Source organism: Streptomyces sp. 184, assembly GCF_045781775.1.
GTDB lineage: Bacteria > Actinomycetota > Actinomycetes > Streptomycetales > Streptomycetaceae > Streptomyces.
Genome location: NZ_CP123230.1, coordinates 937627 through 950711, shown reverse-complemented (window position 1 = coordinate 950711; position 13085 = coordinate 937627). Strand labels below are relative to the sequence as shown.

13 protein-coding genes are annotated in these 13085 nt (G+C 73.2%); 7 read left to right on the top strand and 6 right to left on the bottom strand.

Annotation, left to right across the window (positions count from 1 at the left end; genetic code table 11):
- Window positions 1-247: 247 nt before the first annotated feature.
- The 3 genes from QBL21_RS04265 to QBL21_RS04255 all read left to right on the top strand — a co-directional run bounded on the left by QBL21_RS04265 (window position 248) and on the right by QBL21_RS04255 (window position 2760).
- Complete coding sequence (locus QBL21_RS04265; protein ID WP_407560623.1) at window positions 248-1525, top strand: nucleotide sugar dehydrogenase; 1278 nt, start codon at window positions 248-250, stop codon at window positions 1523-1525.
- A gap of 133 nt (window positions 1526-1658) precedes the next feature.
- The gene (locus QBL21_RS04260; protein WP_407560622.1) at window positions 1659-2111 is read left to right on the top strand and encodes a hypothetical protein; all 453 of its coding nucleotides are present in this window, start codon (window positions 1659-1661) and stop codon (window positions 2109-2111) included.
- Between the two features lie 118 nt (window positions 2112-2229).
- A complete protein-coding gene (locus QBL21_RS04255) occupies window positions 2230-2760 on the top strand; it encodes a hypothetical protein (RefSeq protein WP_407560621.1) in 531 nt (176 codons plus the stop codon).
- Window positions 2761-2890: 130 nt separating this feature from the next.
- Here QBL21_RS04255 and QBL21_RS04250 read toward each other — a convergent pair whose 3' ends face one another.
- From QBL21_RS04250 to QBL21_RS04230, 5 genes are all read right to left on the bottom strand, one after another.
- Window positions 2891-3298 (bottom strand): hypothetical protein, encoded by a 408-nt coding sequence (locus QBL21_RS04250; protein WP_407560620.1) that lies wholly within the window; start codon window positions 3296-3298, stop codon window positions 2891-2893.
- A 399-nt stretch (window positions 3299-3697) separates the two neighbouring features.
- Window positions 3698-4813 (bottom strand): GuaB3 family IMP dehydrogenase-related protein, encoded by a 1116-nt coding sequence (locus tag QBL21_RS04245; RefSeq protein WP_407560619.1) that lies wholly within the window; start codon window positions 4811-4813, stop codon window positions 3698-3700.
- Window positions 4814-4865: 52 nt separating this feature from the next.
- On the bottom strand, window positions 4866-6371 hold the full coding sequence (gene guaB, locus QBL21_RS04240) for an IMP dehydrogenase (protein ID WP_407560618.1): 1506 nt from the start codon (window positions 6369-6371) through the stop codon (window positions 4866-4868).
- Window positions 6372-6530: 159 nt separating this feature from the next.
- On the bottom strand, window positions 6531-7133 hold the full coding sequence (locus QBL21_RS04235; RefSeq protein WP_407560617.1) for a sigma-70 family RNA polymerase sigma factor: 603 nt from the start codon (window positions 7131-7133) through the stop codon (window positions 6531-6533).
- Between the two features lie 300 nt (window positions 7134-7433).
- A complete protein-coding gene (locus QBL21_RS04230; RefSeq protein WP_026276081.1) occupies window positions 7434-8045 on the bottom strand; it encodes a response regulator transcription factor in 612 nt (203 codons plus the stop codon).
- A gap of 413 nt (window positions 8046-8458) precedes the next feature.
- Between QBL21_RS04230 and QBL21_RS04225 the strand changes: the two genes are divergently transcribed.
- The gene (locus QBL21_RS04225; protein WP_407560616.1) at window positions 8459-8797 is read left to right on the top strand and encodes a WhiB family transcriptional regulator; all 339 of its coding nucleotides are present in this window, start codon (window positions 8459-8461) and stop codon (window positions 8795-8797) included.
- A gap of 26 nt (window positions 8798-8823) precedes the next feature.
- Here QBL21_RS04225 and QBL21_RS04220 read toward each other — a convergent pair whose 3' ends face one another.
- A complete protein-coding gene (locus QBL21_RS04220) occupies window positions 8824-9825 on the bottom strand; it encodes a LysR family transcriptional regulator (protein ID WP_407560615.1) in 1002 nt (333 codons plus the stop codon).
- A gap of 87 nt (window positions 9826-9912) precedes the next feature.
- Between QBL21_RS04220 and QBL21_RS04215 the strand changes: the two genes are divergently transcribed.
- The 3 genes from QBL21_RS04215 (at window position 9913) to QBL21_RS04205 (ending at window position 13081) form a co-directional block, all read left to right on the top strand.
- Window positions 9913-10581, top strand: a complete 669-nt coding sequence (locus tag QBL21_RS04215) for an MOSC domain-containing protein (protein ID WP_407560614.1) — start codon at window positions 9913-9915, stop codon at window positions 10579-10581.
- A gap of 135 nt (window positions 10582-10716) precedes the next feature.
- The gene (locus tag QBL21_RS04210; RefSeq protein ID WP_407560613.1) at window positions 10717-12285 is read left to right on the top strand and encodes a multicopper oxidase family protein; all 1569 of its coding nucleotides are present in this window, start codon (window positions 10717-10719) and stop codon (window positions 12283-12285) included.
- Window positions 12286-12307: 22 nt separating this feature from the next.
- Window positions 12308-13081 (top strand): SDR family NAD(P)-dependent oxidoreductase, encoded by a 774-nt coding sequence (locus QBL21_RS04205; RefSeq protein ID WP_407560611.1) that lies wholly within the window; start codon window positions 12308-12310, stop codon window positions 13079-13081.
- Window positions 13082-13085 lie beyond the last annotated feature (4 nt).

Here is a 13085-nt window from a genome sequence, read left to right as displayed (position 1 = left end):
CGCCCCGTTGCGGCAGTCCACGTGCCCACGTCGATTCTGTCCGCCCCGGCGGCGTACAGCCACCGTGCGTGTACCCCTGTCGCGCAACGCCACAGGCGCCGCAAAGCGCCCAATACTGAATAACAGTCATATATGCCCGTAGCCTGACAAGAGCCTCCACCGACCTCACACCGGGCCGCTCGGGCCCGGCCGCTCAGGTCCGGGGCCGCCAGGCCCGGGGACCGACGGGAAGGAACGCCCCGCAGACATGCCCGCAGACGTCGCCGTCATCGGACTCGGCCACCACGGCCTGCCGCTCGCCCAGGCCGCGGCGGCGGCCGGCTTCTCCGTCGTCGGATACGACCCCGACCCGCGCGCCGTCGACTCCCTCACCGCCGGCCGCCCGCCGGTCGGCGGGTCGCTGACGGCCGCCGAGGTACGCCGGCTGCTCACCACCGGCTTCCGCGCCTCCGCGGACCCCGCCGACCTCGGCGGCGCCCGTACCGCCGTGATCTGCGTGCCCACCCCGCTCGCCGAGGACGGCGCGCTCGACCTCGGCCCGGTCGCGGACGCGGCACGCGAACTGGCCCGGCAGCTCAAGCCGCGCACCACCGTGCTGCTGGAGTCCGCCGCGTACCCCGGGAGCACCGAGGACCTCCTGCGCCCCCTCCTGCAACAGGGCTCCGGGCTGCGCGCCGGGCGCGACTTCCATCTGGCGTACTCCCCCGGCCCCCTCGACCCGGCCGACACCGCCCCCGCGCCGAAGGTCGTCGGCGGGCTGACCCCGGGCTGCACAGAGGCGGCGGTGGCGTTCTACGGGCGGTTCGCGGAGCGCGTCGTGCGGGCCCGGGGGCCGCGCGAGGCGGAGACGGTACGGCTGCTGGAGGGCAACGCACGGCACGTGAACTTCGCCCTCGTCAACGAGCTGGCCTGGTTCTGCCACGACCGGGGCATCGACCTGTGGGACGTGATCCGCTGCGCCGAGACCCGGCCGTTCGGCACCGCCCACAGCTTCCGCCCCGGCCCGGGCGTCGGCGGCCACGGGGTGCCCGTCGACCCGGGCCGCGTCCCCGTCCCCGTACCGCACCCGGGCGGCAGGACCGCGCCCGGCTTCGACCACCCGCTGCGGATGGTGGACCTCGCCCGCGAGGTCAACGGCCGGATGCCGCGGTACGTCGTCCAGCGCTGCGCCCAGCTCCTCAACGAGCACGGCAAGTCCGCCCGGGGCGCCCGCGTGCTGCTCCTCGGCGTCACGTACGACCCGGACGTCGCGGACCTGGAGCGCACCCCGGCGAGCGACGTCGCGGCCCGGCTGACGGAGCTGGGGGCGCGGGTCGGGTTCCACGACCCGTACGTCATGGCGTGGCAGGTGCTCGGCCGGCCGGTGCCGCGGGTGGGGGCGCCGTACGAGGCGGCGGCGGACGCGGACCTGACGGTGCTGCTCCAGCCGCACCGCACGTACGACCTCCAGGCCCTGTCGGTCAAGGCGCAGCTCCTCCTGGACACCCGGGGCGCGGTGCCGGCGGGCGCGGGGCACCGGCTGTGAGCACGGCGGACCCGACGTGCCCCCGGACCGGCAGGCAGGGCCGGCGGAGGGCGTAGCGCAAGCCCGCGGATCACCCGCCTCCCGGGGCGCCGCAACCGGAGGTCCGCCGCCGGAACTGCTACCGTTCGGCCGTATGGGTGATGCGGTGATGACGACGGCCGAAGGCCGTCCCCGACCGGTGCAGGCACTCGCCGTCGGAGCCGCCGCCACCGTGGCGGGAGCGCTGCTCCTGGGGGTGACGCAGGGCCTCGTGGGCGAGCGCGGTCTGGAGCTGGGCTACTGGGCGCTGGCCCTCGGCCTCCTCGTCGGCGCCGCCGTGGGCTGGGCGGGCGAGCAGAGCCGCACCCTGGCGCTCGGGGCGGTGCCCGTGGCGCTCGTCGGCGTCGTCCTCACGCAGATCGCGGCAACGGCCGTGTACCTCGGCTCGGCCGACGTGGGCGCGGCGTACGACTTCTGGCGCAGCGAGGTTCTGGGGAAGAACGACATGACGTTCTTCTTGGTGGCGGGGGCGGAAGCGTTCCTGGTCAGCCAGCGAGTGTCCGAGGTTCGAAACGGGATGTCGCAGTCGCGTCACGACTCCCCTTGAGGGCTTGTTGTCGGGCCCCGATCAACTGCTAGCGTGCCGCGCGTTGTCCCACTGACCGCGCCCACCACACCAACTGTCCCCGGGCACGGCAGACCCATAACTCCGGGGGAGATTACTCATGTCCCAGCCGTATCAGCAGCAACCAGGTCCCGGCGCCCCGGGCCAGCAGCCGTTCGGTGCCCCGCCGCCCTACGCGCAGCAGCCGCCGGCCAGCACCGGCAACCCGGCCCTCGCCATCGGCGTCGCCTTCGTCGCCGCGATCGTGGCCACCGCGATCTACGCCTTCATCCTCAAGTCGCTCTTCGACGAGCAGACCGGCGAGGTCACGAAGATCAGCTACGCCTCGATCCTGGTCGGCGCGCTCATCGGCGCGGCGATCGGCAAGCTCGGCGGCCGGAACGTCGGCCTCTGGATCGTCGGCGCCGTCCTGGCCATCGGCTCGGTCTTCATGGGCGAGATGTACGGCTACGCCATGATCTTCAGCGAGCTGGGCGACGGTCAGCTCGGCTCGGCGACCGAGATCCTCACCGACCACTTCGGTGACATGTTCAAGGGCTGGCGCGAGGACATGGGCGCCATGGCCTGGATCTTCATGGCCCTGGCCCCCATCGCGGCCTTCGGCACGGCGTCGCGCCTCGGCAACCGCTGACCCGGTCGCCGACGGTGCGCGCGGCAGCGCAGCACGACGAGAAAAGCCGGGCCCCGCGCGGGAAGCGCGGGGCCCGGCTCCTTTCACGGCCGCCACGAAGCGAACAGCACGCACGCGGACTCCGCGCGGATCACCGCCGCGGAGAGAGCCGGCCCACCCGCCCGTGCAGCAGCAGGTAGAAGACGTACAGCGACTCGCGGCCGCCCTTGCCGCGGTCGTAGCGCCGCATCGCGCGCCCGAGCGGGTTCCACACCCGCCCGTCCGGCATCCGTACGCCGACGGGCTGCTCGAAGTAGTCGCGCTGCCGGTCGTCGAGGTCGATCCAACTCCCGCCCCCGGCGCGGACCATGACCTCCCCGACGTACGCCCCCACCCCCCGCAGCGCCTGCGCCACGGCCCGCTCGTCGGCCGCCCCGCCTGCGCGGATCCCGGCCACGATCCGGTCCGCGACGCGCAGGCTCTCCACGGAGTAGTCCAGCGGCAGCCGCCGCGGCCCCCGCAACCACTCGGCCACCACCCCCTCCACGTACCGGCTCATCCCGGCAGCATCGGGTAACACATCGCTCGCACGCCCCATGGGAATCCCCTCCACGCTCCTCGACTGCGACCTTCACATGAACAGAGTCGAGAACCCTCCCGAACGTCACAGCTCCGGGGCGTGACACTTCCCACGCCCCGCCTCGGCGCGAAGGTCTGGACAAATCCCCGACATGCCAGGGCTGGCAACTTCACAGCGAGACAAGGCGGATGAGTCGGACTTGGTGTGAATGTCCGCTCACTTGCGGCCGTCCGCCACCGGAGGTTACCCAGTGCGGGCACCCGGATCGTACGAGGACCGGGAGACCGGGACGGCCGGGCGGTCCGGGTGCGCGCCCCCCGGCCCCGCGGGACTGCCTTCCCGCCCGGGGCCGGGGTGGTCGCCCCGCCGCGCGGCCCGTCAGCGGGAGCGGGCCACCGTCACCTCGACGCGCTGGAACTCCTTCAGCTCCGAGTAGCCCGTCGTCGCCATCGCCCGGCGCAGCGCGCCGAAGAAGTTCATCGACCCGTCCGGCGTGCGCGAGGGGCCCAGCAGGACTTCCTCCGTCGTCCCCACCGCGCCCAGGTTCATCACCTTCCCGCGCGGCACGTCCTCGTGGACGGCCTCCATCCCCCAGTGGTGCCCGCGCCCCGGCGCGTCCGTCGCGCGGGCCAGCGGGGAGCCCATCATCACCGCGTCCGCCCCGCACGCCACCGCCTTCGGCAGGTCGCCGGACCAGCCGACGCCGCCGTCCGCGATCACGTGCACGTAGCGGCCGCCGGACTCGTCCATGTAGTCCCGGCGGGCCGCGGCGACATCGGCCACCGCCGTGGCCATCGGCACCTGGATGCCCAGCACGTTGCGCGTGGTGTGCGCCGCGCCGCCGCCGAAGCCGACGAGCACGCCGGCCGCGCCCGTACGCATCAGGTGCAGCGCCGCCGTGTACGTCGCGCAGCCGCCGACGATGACCGGCACGTCCAGCTCGTAGATGAACTGCTTGAGGTTCAGCGGCTCGGCCGCCGACGAGACGTGCTCCGCGGAGACCGTGGTGCCGCGGATGACGAAGATGTCCACCCCCGCGTCCACGACCACCTTGGAGAACTGCGCCGTACGCTGCGGCGACAGCGCCGCCGCCGTGACCACGCCCGCCTCGCGGACCTCCGCGAGCCGGCGGCCGATCAGCTCCTCCTTGATCGGCTCGTCGTAGATCTCCTGCATCCGCCGCGTCGCGTCGTGCTCGTCGAGGTCCGCGATCTCGGCGAGCAGCGGCTCCGGGTCCTCGTAACGGGTCCACAGCCCTTCGAGGTTGAGCACCCCGAGCCCGCCGAAGCGCCCGATCCTTATGGCCGCCTCCGGGGAGACGACGGAGTCCATCGGGGCGGCGAGGAAGGGCAGTTCGAAGCGGTAGGCGTCGATCTGCCAGGCGATCGAGACCTCCTTCGGGTCCCGGGTGCGCCGGCTCGGCACGATGGCGATGTCGTCGAACGCGTAAGCCTTGCGCCCGCGCTTGCCACGGCCGATCTCGATCTCAGTCACGGATGCTGCCTTTCCAGACGGTTGCCGCCCCAGTATCCCCCGGTCGGCCCGGTCAGCCCTTGCGGGAGTAGTTCGGGGCCTCGGTCGTCATCTGGATGTCGTGCGGGTGGCTCTCCTTCAGACCCGCCGAGGTGATGCGGACGAAGCGGCCCCGGTCCTTCATCTCCGGGACGGTGCGCCCGCCGACGTAGAACATCGACTGCTTGAGCCCGCCGATGAGCTGGTGCACGACGGAGGCGAGGGGGCCGCGGTACGGGACCTGGCCCTCGATGCCCTCGGCGATGAGCTGGTCGTCGCTCTTGACCTCTTCCTGGAAGTAGCGGTCCTTGGAGTACGACTTGTTGCCCCCACGCGACTGCATCGCGCCCAGCGAGCCCATCCCGCGGTACGACTTGAACTGCTTGCCGTTGATGAACAGCAGCTCGCCCGGCGACTCCTCGCAGCCCGCCAGCAGGCTGCCGAGCATCACGGTGTCCGCGCCGGCGACCAGCGCCTTGGCGATGTCGCCGCTGTACTGGAGGCCGCCGTCCCCGATCACCGGTACGCCCGCGTCCCGGGCCGCGAGGGCGGCCTCGTAGATCGCGGTGACCTGCGGGACGCCGACGCCGGCGACCACGCGGGTCGTACAGATGGAACCCGGGCCGACGCCGACCTTGATGCCGTCGACGCCCGCGTCCACGAGCGCCTGGGCGGCGTCGCGGGTGGCGACGTTGCCGGCGACGACGTCGACCGCCGCGTTCGACTTGATCTTCGCCGCCATGTCGGCGACGAGCCGCGAGTGGCCGTGCGCGGTGTCCACGACGATGAAGTCGACGCCCGCCTCGACGAGCGCCTGGGCGCGGTCGTACGCGTCGCCCGCGACACCGACGGCCGCACCGACGATCAGCCGGCCCTCGCCGTCCTTGGCCGCGTTCGGGTACTTCTCGGCCTTCACGAAGTCCTTGACCGTGATGAGGCCCTTGAGCACGTCCCGGTCGTCGACCAGCGGCAGCTTCTCGATCTTGTGCCGGCGCAGCAGGTCCATGGCCTCCGCACCGGAGATCCCGACGCTGCCGGTGACCAGCGGCATCGGCGTCATGATCGAGCGCACCTCGACGCTGCGGTCGGGCTCGAAGGCCATGTCGCGGTTGGTGACGATGCCGACGAGCTTGCCGCCCTCGTCGGTCACCGGTACGCCGCTGATCCGGAACCGGCCGCACAGCGCGTCCGCCTCGGCGAGCGTGGCGTCGGGGCGGATCGTGATCGGGTCGGCGACCATGCCGGACTCGGAGCGCTTGACCTGGTCGACCTTCTTGGCCTGGTCCTCGATGGAGAGGTTGCGGTGCAGCACGCCGACGCCGCCCTGACGGGCCATCGCGATGGCCATCCGGGACTCGGTGACCCGGTCCATGGCGGCGGAGAGCAGCGGGATGTTCACCTTGACGTTCCGCGACACGTGGCTGGCGGTGTCGATCTCGCCCGGGGCCATGTCGGCGGCGCCGGGCAGTAGCAGCACGTCGTCGAAGGTGAGTCCGATGGTGGCGAACTTGTCAGGGACGTCGGCGGCGCGCTCTGTCATGACACCCTTCCGGTGGGTCTTGCCCGATGGGACTGACCATGGTAACGGCGCGCCGGACAGTCCTGTAACGGGGCTGGTGACCGGTGCACGAAGGTACGAAGTCCGAGGCCGGAAGGACCTTCGGGCCGTACGACCCGCGCCGCCCCTCCTCCGCGCGCCCTACTGCCGAGCCAGCGCCCGCAGCCTGCTCAGCGCCCTGTGCTGCGCCACCCGCACCGCGCCCGGCGTCATCCCGAGCATCTGGCCCGTCTCCTCCGCGCTGAAGCCCGCCGCCACCCGCAGGAGCAGCAGCTCCCGCTGGTTCGCCGGCAGGTTCGCGAGGAGTTGCTTCGCCCACTCCGCGTCGCTGCTCAGCAGCGCCTGCTCCTCGGGCCCCAGCGAGTCGTCCGGCCGCTCCGGCATCTCGTCGGAGGGCACGGCGGTGGAGCCGGGGCCGCGCATCGCGGCGCGCTGGAGGTCCGCGACCTTGTGCGCGGCGATGGCGAAGACGAACGCCTCGAAGGGGCGGCCGGTGTCGCGGTAGCGCGGGAGCGCGCAGAGCACCGCGATGCAGACCTCCTGTGCGAGATCGTCGACGAAGTGCCGTGCGTCGCCCGGCAGCCGGTGCAGCCGCGTGCGAACATAGCGGAGCGCCAGGGGATGCACGTGGGCCAGCAGGTCGTGCGTCGCGCGCTCGTCCCCTTCGGCCGCGAGCTGTACGAGTCCCCTGATCTCAGCCGGCCTCTCGGCCGTCTGGGAAACAGAGGTCTCGTTGCCGCGCATCCGTCCATGGTGCCTCGCCCCCGAACGTTCCGCGGTGTCGCGGCCGTCGTTGTAGGCCGAAGCGTTATGCGCAACCGCGCGGACAGTCACCACACCCGCCCTCCCTTCGCTCCCCCCGTGCGGGATTCCGCTGTGCCCGATGCGCTCGTTCCGGAGAACCCATGCCTCAAGGATGCGCCTTCACGAGCGAAACCGGGCCGCCCCGTGGCCCGCGGCCCCCGTCCGCGGGCCCGCCGCCGCGTACGGGGCGGGTGTGCCGGCGCGGGGCGCGGGGCCCCGGCGCGGCAGCCTCTCGGCAGGTCAGCGGACGAGACCCCAGCGGAAACCGAGCGCCACGGCGTGCGCCCGGTCGGAGGCGCCGAGCTTTTTGAAAAGCCTGCGCGCGTGCGTCTTCACGGTGTCCTCGGAGAGGAACAGCTCGCGGCCGATCTCGGCGTTGGACCGCCCGTGGCTCATGCCTTCGAGCACCTGGATCTCGCGCGCCGTGAGCGTCGGCGCGGCCCCCATCTCGGTGGAGCGCAGCCGCCGCGGCGCGAGCCGCCACGTCGGGTCGGCGAGGGCCTGCGTGACGGTGGCCCGCAGCTCGGCGCGGGAGGCGTCCTTGTGCAGATAGCCGCGGGCGCCGGCGGCGACCGCGAGCGCGACGCCGTCGAGGTCCTCGGCCACGGTCAGCATGATGATCCGCGCCCCCGGGTCGGCCGAGAGCAGCCGGCGCACGGTCTCGACGCCGCCGAGGCCGGGCATCCGTACGTCCATCAGAATCAGGTCCGAACGATCGGCACCCCAGCGGCGAAGCACTTCCTCGCCGTTAGCCGCCGTCGTCACGCGCTCGACGCCGGGTACGGTCGCAACCGCACGGCGCAGCGCCTCTCGGGCGAGTGGGGAGTCGTCGCAAACGAGGACGGAAGTCATGGCCGCCCTCCGGAGCTGATGCGCGTCACCTTGAGCCTCCAGGGCTGGTACGTATCGTCACCTTCGGCGGTCGACCGCGCATCGGGCCCGCCCGGGACGAACACGCTCGCAGTCAACCGCTTCCGCACTCTCAACGACGGTCACCCGAAAGAGTTACGGGGGCTCCTGGCACCTGTTGCAACGGCTGTCGCCACGGGGACCGGGGCCACACACATCGCCACTCTACGTGAGGAATCGGTCACCGAGAAGGAGTCGCCGCGCCGCGCCGCGTCGTGACCCGAATGCAGTAATTCGCTCCGCTCTGATCAGCTATTTTCTATTTTCCCTATGAGTACTATTTACATCCGGTAAGCCCGGAGATGTAGTGTCACGACCGTTAAGGGTCTTCCGTGGCGCTTCCAAGGTGATACAAAATGGCTGATTTCTCCCGTCTGCCGGGCCCGAACGCCGATCTGTGGGACTGGCAGCTCATCGCAGCGTGCCGCGGTGTCGACAGTTCGCTGTTCTTTCACCCGGAAGGGGAGCGGGGAGCCGCCCGGAGCGCACGGGAAGCATCCGCCAAAGAGGTGTGCATGCGCTGCCCCGTGCGCGCGGAGTGCGCGGCGCACGCGCTGGCGGTCCGTGAGCCGTACGGCGTGTGGGGCGGGCTGACCGAAGACGAGCGCGAGGAGCTGCTGGGCCGCGCCCGGCACCGGACGCCGACCCCGGCGGCCCCACCGCCCCCGGCCCCCGCGCCGACACACCGCCACTGACCCGGGGCGGCGGCGTTGGCCCCGCCCTAGCCGTCCGCGGCGCCCCGGCCGGCCGCCGTGTCCTGGCCGTCCGCCGTGTCCGCGGCGGACGCCGCCAGGCGGTCGAGCATCGCCGCCACCGCCGGCACCCGGGCCAGGTCCGGCAGCGCCAGCGCGACCACCTCCCGGCGCGCCTGCGGCGCCAGCGGCACGGTGACCACGCCCCGCGGCGGCACCGCGCGCACCGCGAGCCCCGGCAGCACCGCCACCCCCAGCCCGGCACGCACCAGGCCGACGACGGCGGGGTAGTCGTCCGTCGCGAAGTCGATACGGGGCGCGAAGCCGGCCCGTTCGCACAGCTCCACCAGATGCCGGCGGCACCGCGGGCAGCCCGCGATCACCGGCTCCCCGGCCAGCTCCGCCAGCTCCACCCGGCCCGCCGCCGCGGCGCGGTGGCCCTCCGGCACCAGGCACAGCAGCCGGTCCGCGAGCAGCGGCCGGACGACGAGGCCGTCCCAGCCGTCCGCCGGATCGCCGGCCGCCCCGGCTCCGTACGCGCCGCCGTCCGTGCCGCCCGCGCCGGCAGCGCCGTCCGGGGGGTAGCGGAACGCGAGCGCGATCTCGCACTCCCCCTCCCGCAGCATCTCCACCGACCGCGGCGGCTCCGCGTCCACCAGCGAGATCCGCGTCCCCGGGTGTGCCGCCCGCATCGCCGCCAGCGCGCCCGGCACGATCGTGGAGCTGCCGCTCGGGAACGACACCAGCCGCACCCGCCCCGCCCGCAGCCCCGCCAGCGCCGCGACCTCGTCCTCCGCCGCGGCCAGCCCGGCGAGGATGCCGCCCGCGTGCCGGACGAGCGCTTCGCCCGCCTCCGTCAGCCGCAGTTCGCGGCCCGCGCGGACGAGCAGCGGCGTGGCCGCCGTCTGTTCCAGCGCCTTCATCTGCTGGCTGACGGCGGGCTGGGTCAGGCCGAGTTCGCGGGCGGCGGCGGAGAACGAGCCGGTCGCGGCGACGGCCCGGAGAACGCGCAGGTGGCGGGCGTCGAACATAGCTCCACCCTAGGGGAGTTCCGCGCTCCGCCCGCGAAGATCGGAAAGTCCCTTGGGCTTGTCGGAGGCGGCGGTTACCGTCGTGGGATGCAGGTGCTCTCCGTGAACCTCGCCCGGCCGCAGACGGCCCCCGACATCACCGACGCCCCCGGCTTCGTCACCGGGATCGACAAGCGCCCGGCCGACGGCCCGGTGCGCGTCGAGGAGCCCGGCCCCGAGGGCGTCGGCGGCAGCGCCCTCGCCGGCGACGTCATCGGCGACCTGCGCCACCACGGGGGCACGTACCAGGCGGTGTACGCGTTCGCGCGCGAGGACCTCGACATCTGGGCGGCCGAGCTGGGCCGCGAGCTGTCGAACGGCGTCTTCGGCGAGAACCTGACCACGTCCGGCGTCGATGTCTGCGGCGCGCTCATAGGCGAGCGCTGGCGGATCGGCCCCGACCTGCTGCTGGAGGTCACCAGCTCGCGCATCCCCTGCCGCACGTTCGCCGGCTGGCTCGGCGAGCAGGGCTGGGTCAAGCGCTTCACGCAGGCGGCCCGGCCGGGCGCGTACCTGCGGGTGATCGAGCCCGGCGAGATACGCGGCGGGGACGAGGTCCGCGTCGTGCACCGCCCGGACCACGAGGTGACGGCCGCCTTCTGGTTCCGCGCGCACACCCTGGAGCGGCAGTTGCTGCCCCGGCTGCTCGCCGCCGCCGACGCGCTGCACCCGGAGTCCCTGGAGAAGGCCCGCAACGCGGCGGCCCGCGCGTCCTGATCCCGCGGCCTGATCCCCGCGGGTTGATCCGCGGCTCTCCGGGCCGACCCGGAGAGCGGGCTCAGGGTCGTCTCCGGGGCGTACCCGTGCGATTCCCGATGCCCGCAGGACCCAGGTGTCAGAAAACTCTGACACATGACGAAAACGAGTGGACGGAGACCGCGGCTCAAGCGGGTACTCCTCGCGCTGACCGCGGTGGCCGGCACGATCGTGAGCGTGGCCGTCGGCGCCGGAGCATGGCTCTACGCCACCGCGGACGTCTCCACGGTCGGCGAGGTCGACTTCGCCAACGAGCTGCGGATACCCCCGCTGGAGGAAGGCGAGGTGGCGGCGGACGGCACCCGGGTCTTCCGGCTCGGGATGCGCGCGGGCGAGACGGAGTTCAGGCCCGGCCGGGCCACGCCGACCTGGGGGTTCACCAGCCCCGGGACGGCCGCCGACGCGGACTGGCCCGGTACGTACCTCGGGCCGACGCTGCGCGCCGAGCGCGGCGAGAAGGTCCGCGTCGAGGTCGACAACGGACTCGGCGAGCCGTCCACCGTCCACTGGCACGGCATGCACCTGCCCGCCGCCATGGACGGCGGCCCGCACCAGATGGTCGCGGCCGGCGGCGAGTGGCGGCCCCGCTGGAAGGTCGACCAGCCCGCCGCCACCCTCTGGTACCACCCGCACCCGCACGGGCAGACCGAGCGGCACGTGCAGCGCGGGCTCGCCGGGATGTTCCTCGTGGACGACGCGAAGGCGCGCGGGCTCAGGCTCCCCGACGAGTACGGCGTGAACGACGTGCCCGTCGTCGTCCAGGACGTGCGCTTCGACGGCGACCGCTTCGACCACGGCCACCGGATGATGCGGAACACCGGCTTCCTGGGCGACGAGACGATGGTCAACGGCACCCTCGCCCCGTACCAGCGGGTACGCGACGAGGTCGTCCGGCTGCGGCTGCTCAACGCCTCCACCGCGCGCGTCTACGACTTCGGCTTCGCCGACGACCGCGACTTCGACCTCGTCGGCACCGACGGCGGCCTGCTCGGCGCCCCGCACCGCACCGACCGCGTGCTGCTCTCCCCCGGCGAACGCGCCGAGATCCTGGTCCGGGTGCGGCCCGGCGAGCGGACCGTGCTGCGCAGCAGCCCGCCGGGCGGCGGCGACTTCTGGCAGTCCCGCTTCGCCGGCGGCGACGACTCCTTCGACGTGCTGGAGCTGCGCGCCGCCGACACCCTGCGCCCGGCGCCCGCCACGCCGGCGCGGCTCGGCGACGTCGAGCTGCCCGACCCGGCCGACGCCTCCCGCGAACGCCATTTCGACCTGCGCACGAGCGGCATCAACGGCGCGCCGATGGCGATGGACCGCATCGACGCCACCGTCGAGCGCGGCGCGACGGAGGTCTGGACCGTACGCAACCGCGACGGCGTCACGCACAACTTCCACGTCCACGACGTGCAGTTCCGCGTGCTGGAGGTGGACGGCGAACCGCCGCCGCCGGAGCTGCGCGGGCGGAAGGACACCGTGTACGTGCCGAACGGGCGGGAGGTGAAGCTCGTCCTGCGGTTCGACGGGCCGCCCGACCCCGACGTGCCGTACATGTACCACTGCCATCTGCTGGCGCACGAGGACGGCGGGATGATGGGCCAGTTCGCCGTCGTGAACCCCGGCGAGTCCGCCGGACGGCCCGCGGGCGGGGGCGACGGACATGCCGGGCACTGAGCGCGACCGCTAGCGTGCGGACATGACGACTGCACTGATTACGGGATCGACGGCCGGCCTCGGCGCCGCCTTCGCGCGCCGCCTGGCCGCCTCCGGGTACGACCTGGTGCTCGTCGCCAGAACCGCGGAACGGCTGCGCGAACAGGCCGCCGAGCTGCACGAGCGGCACGGCATCGAGGCGTCGGCGCTCCCCGCGGACCTGGCCACGGAGGAGGGCATCACGGCGGTGGAAAAGCGCCTCGGCGACGCGGGCCGGCCGGTGGACCTGCTGGTCAACAACGCGGGCTTCGGGCTCAAGGGGCGCTTTTTGGAGGTGACGCTCGCCGACGAGCTGACGATGCTGAAGGTGCACTGCGAGGCGGTGCTGCGGCTGACGACGGCCGGGGCGGCGGCGATGCGGGAGCGGTCGCGGGGGGCGGTGGTCAACGTCGCGTCGGTGGCGGCGTTCGTACCGCGCGGGACGTACGGGGCGAGCAAGTCGTGGGTCGTGCAGTTCACGCAGGGCGTGGCGCGGGACCTGGCGGGCAGCGGGGTGCGGCTGATGGTGCTGTGCCCGGGGTTCATCCGGACGGAGTTCCACGAGCGGGCGGGGATGGGGACGGACAACATCCCGGGGTGGATGTGGCTGGACGCGGACCGGGTGGTGGCGGAGGGGCTGCGGGACCTGGGGAGGGGCCGTACGGTGTCGATCCCGGACCCGCGGTACAAGGCGCTGATGGGCGCGACGAAGCTGGTCCCCCGCGGCCTGCTGGGCCGCTTCTCCTCCGGCGCGGGCCGCAAGTACGGCCCCCGGTAGACGG

Coding starts and splice junctions, on each gene's coding strand:
- QBL21_RS04265 (WP_407560623.1), top strand. CDS start 248: ATGCCCGCAGACGTCGCCGTCATCGGACTCGGCCACCACGGCCTGCCG.
- QBL21_RS04260 (WP_407560622.1), top strand. CDS start 1,659: ATGGGTGATGCGGTGATGACGACGGCCGAAGGCCGTCCCCGACCGGTG.
- QBL21_RS04255 (WP_407560621.1), top strand. CDS start 2,230: ATGTCCCAGCCGTATCAGCAGCAACCAGGTCCCGGCGCCCCGGGCCAG.
- QBL21_RS04250 (WP_407560620.1), bottom strand. CDS start 3,298: ATGAGCCGGTACGTGGAGGGGGTGGTGGCCGAGTGGTTGCGGGGGCCG.
- guaB (WP_407560618.1), bottom strand. CDS start 6,371: ATGACAGAGCGCGCCGCCGACGTCCCTGACAAGTTCGCCACCATCGGA.
- QBL21_RS04235 (WP_407560617.1), bottom strand. CDS start 7,133: ATGCGCGGCAACGAGACCTCTGTTTCCCAGACGGCCGAGAGGCCGGCT.
- QBL21_RS04230 (WP_026276081.1), bottom strand. CDS start 8,045: ATGACTTCCGTCCTCGTTTGCGACGACTCCCCACTCGCCCGAGAGGCG.
- QBL21_RS04225 (WP_407560616.1), top strand. CDS start 8,459: ATGGCTGATTTCTCCCGTCTGCCGGGCCCGAACGCCGATCTGTGGGAC.
- QBL21_RS04220 (WP_407560615.1), bottom strand. CDS start 9,825: ATGTTCGACGCCCGCCACCTGCGCGTTCTCCGGGCCGTCGCCGCGACC.
- QBL21_RS04215 (WP_407560614.1), top strand. CDS start 9,913: ATGCAGGTGCTCTCCGTGAACCTCGCCCGGCCGCAGACGGCCCCCGAC.
- QBL21_RS04210 (WP_407560613.1), top strand. CDS start 10,717: ATGACGAAAACGAGTGGACGGAGACCGCGGCTCAAGCGGGTACTCCTC.
- QBL21_RS04205 (WP_407560611.1), top strand. CDS start 12,308: ATGACGACTGCACTGATTACGGGATCGACGGCCGGCCTCGGCGCCGCC.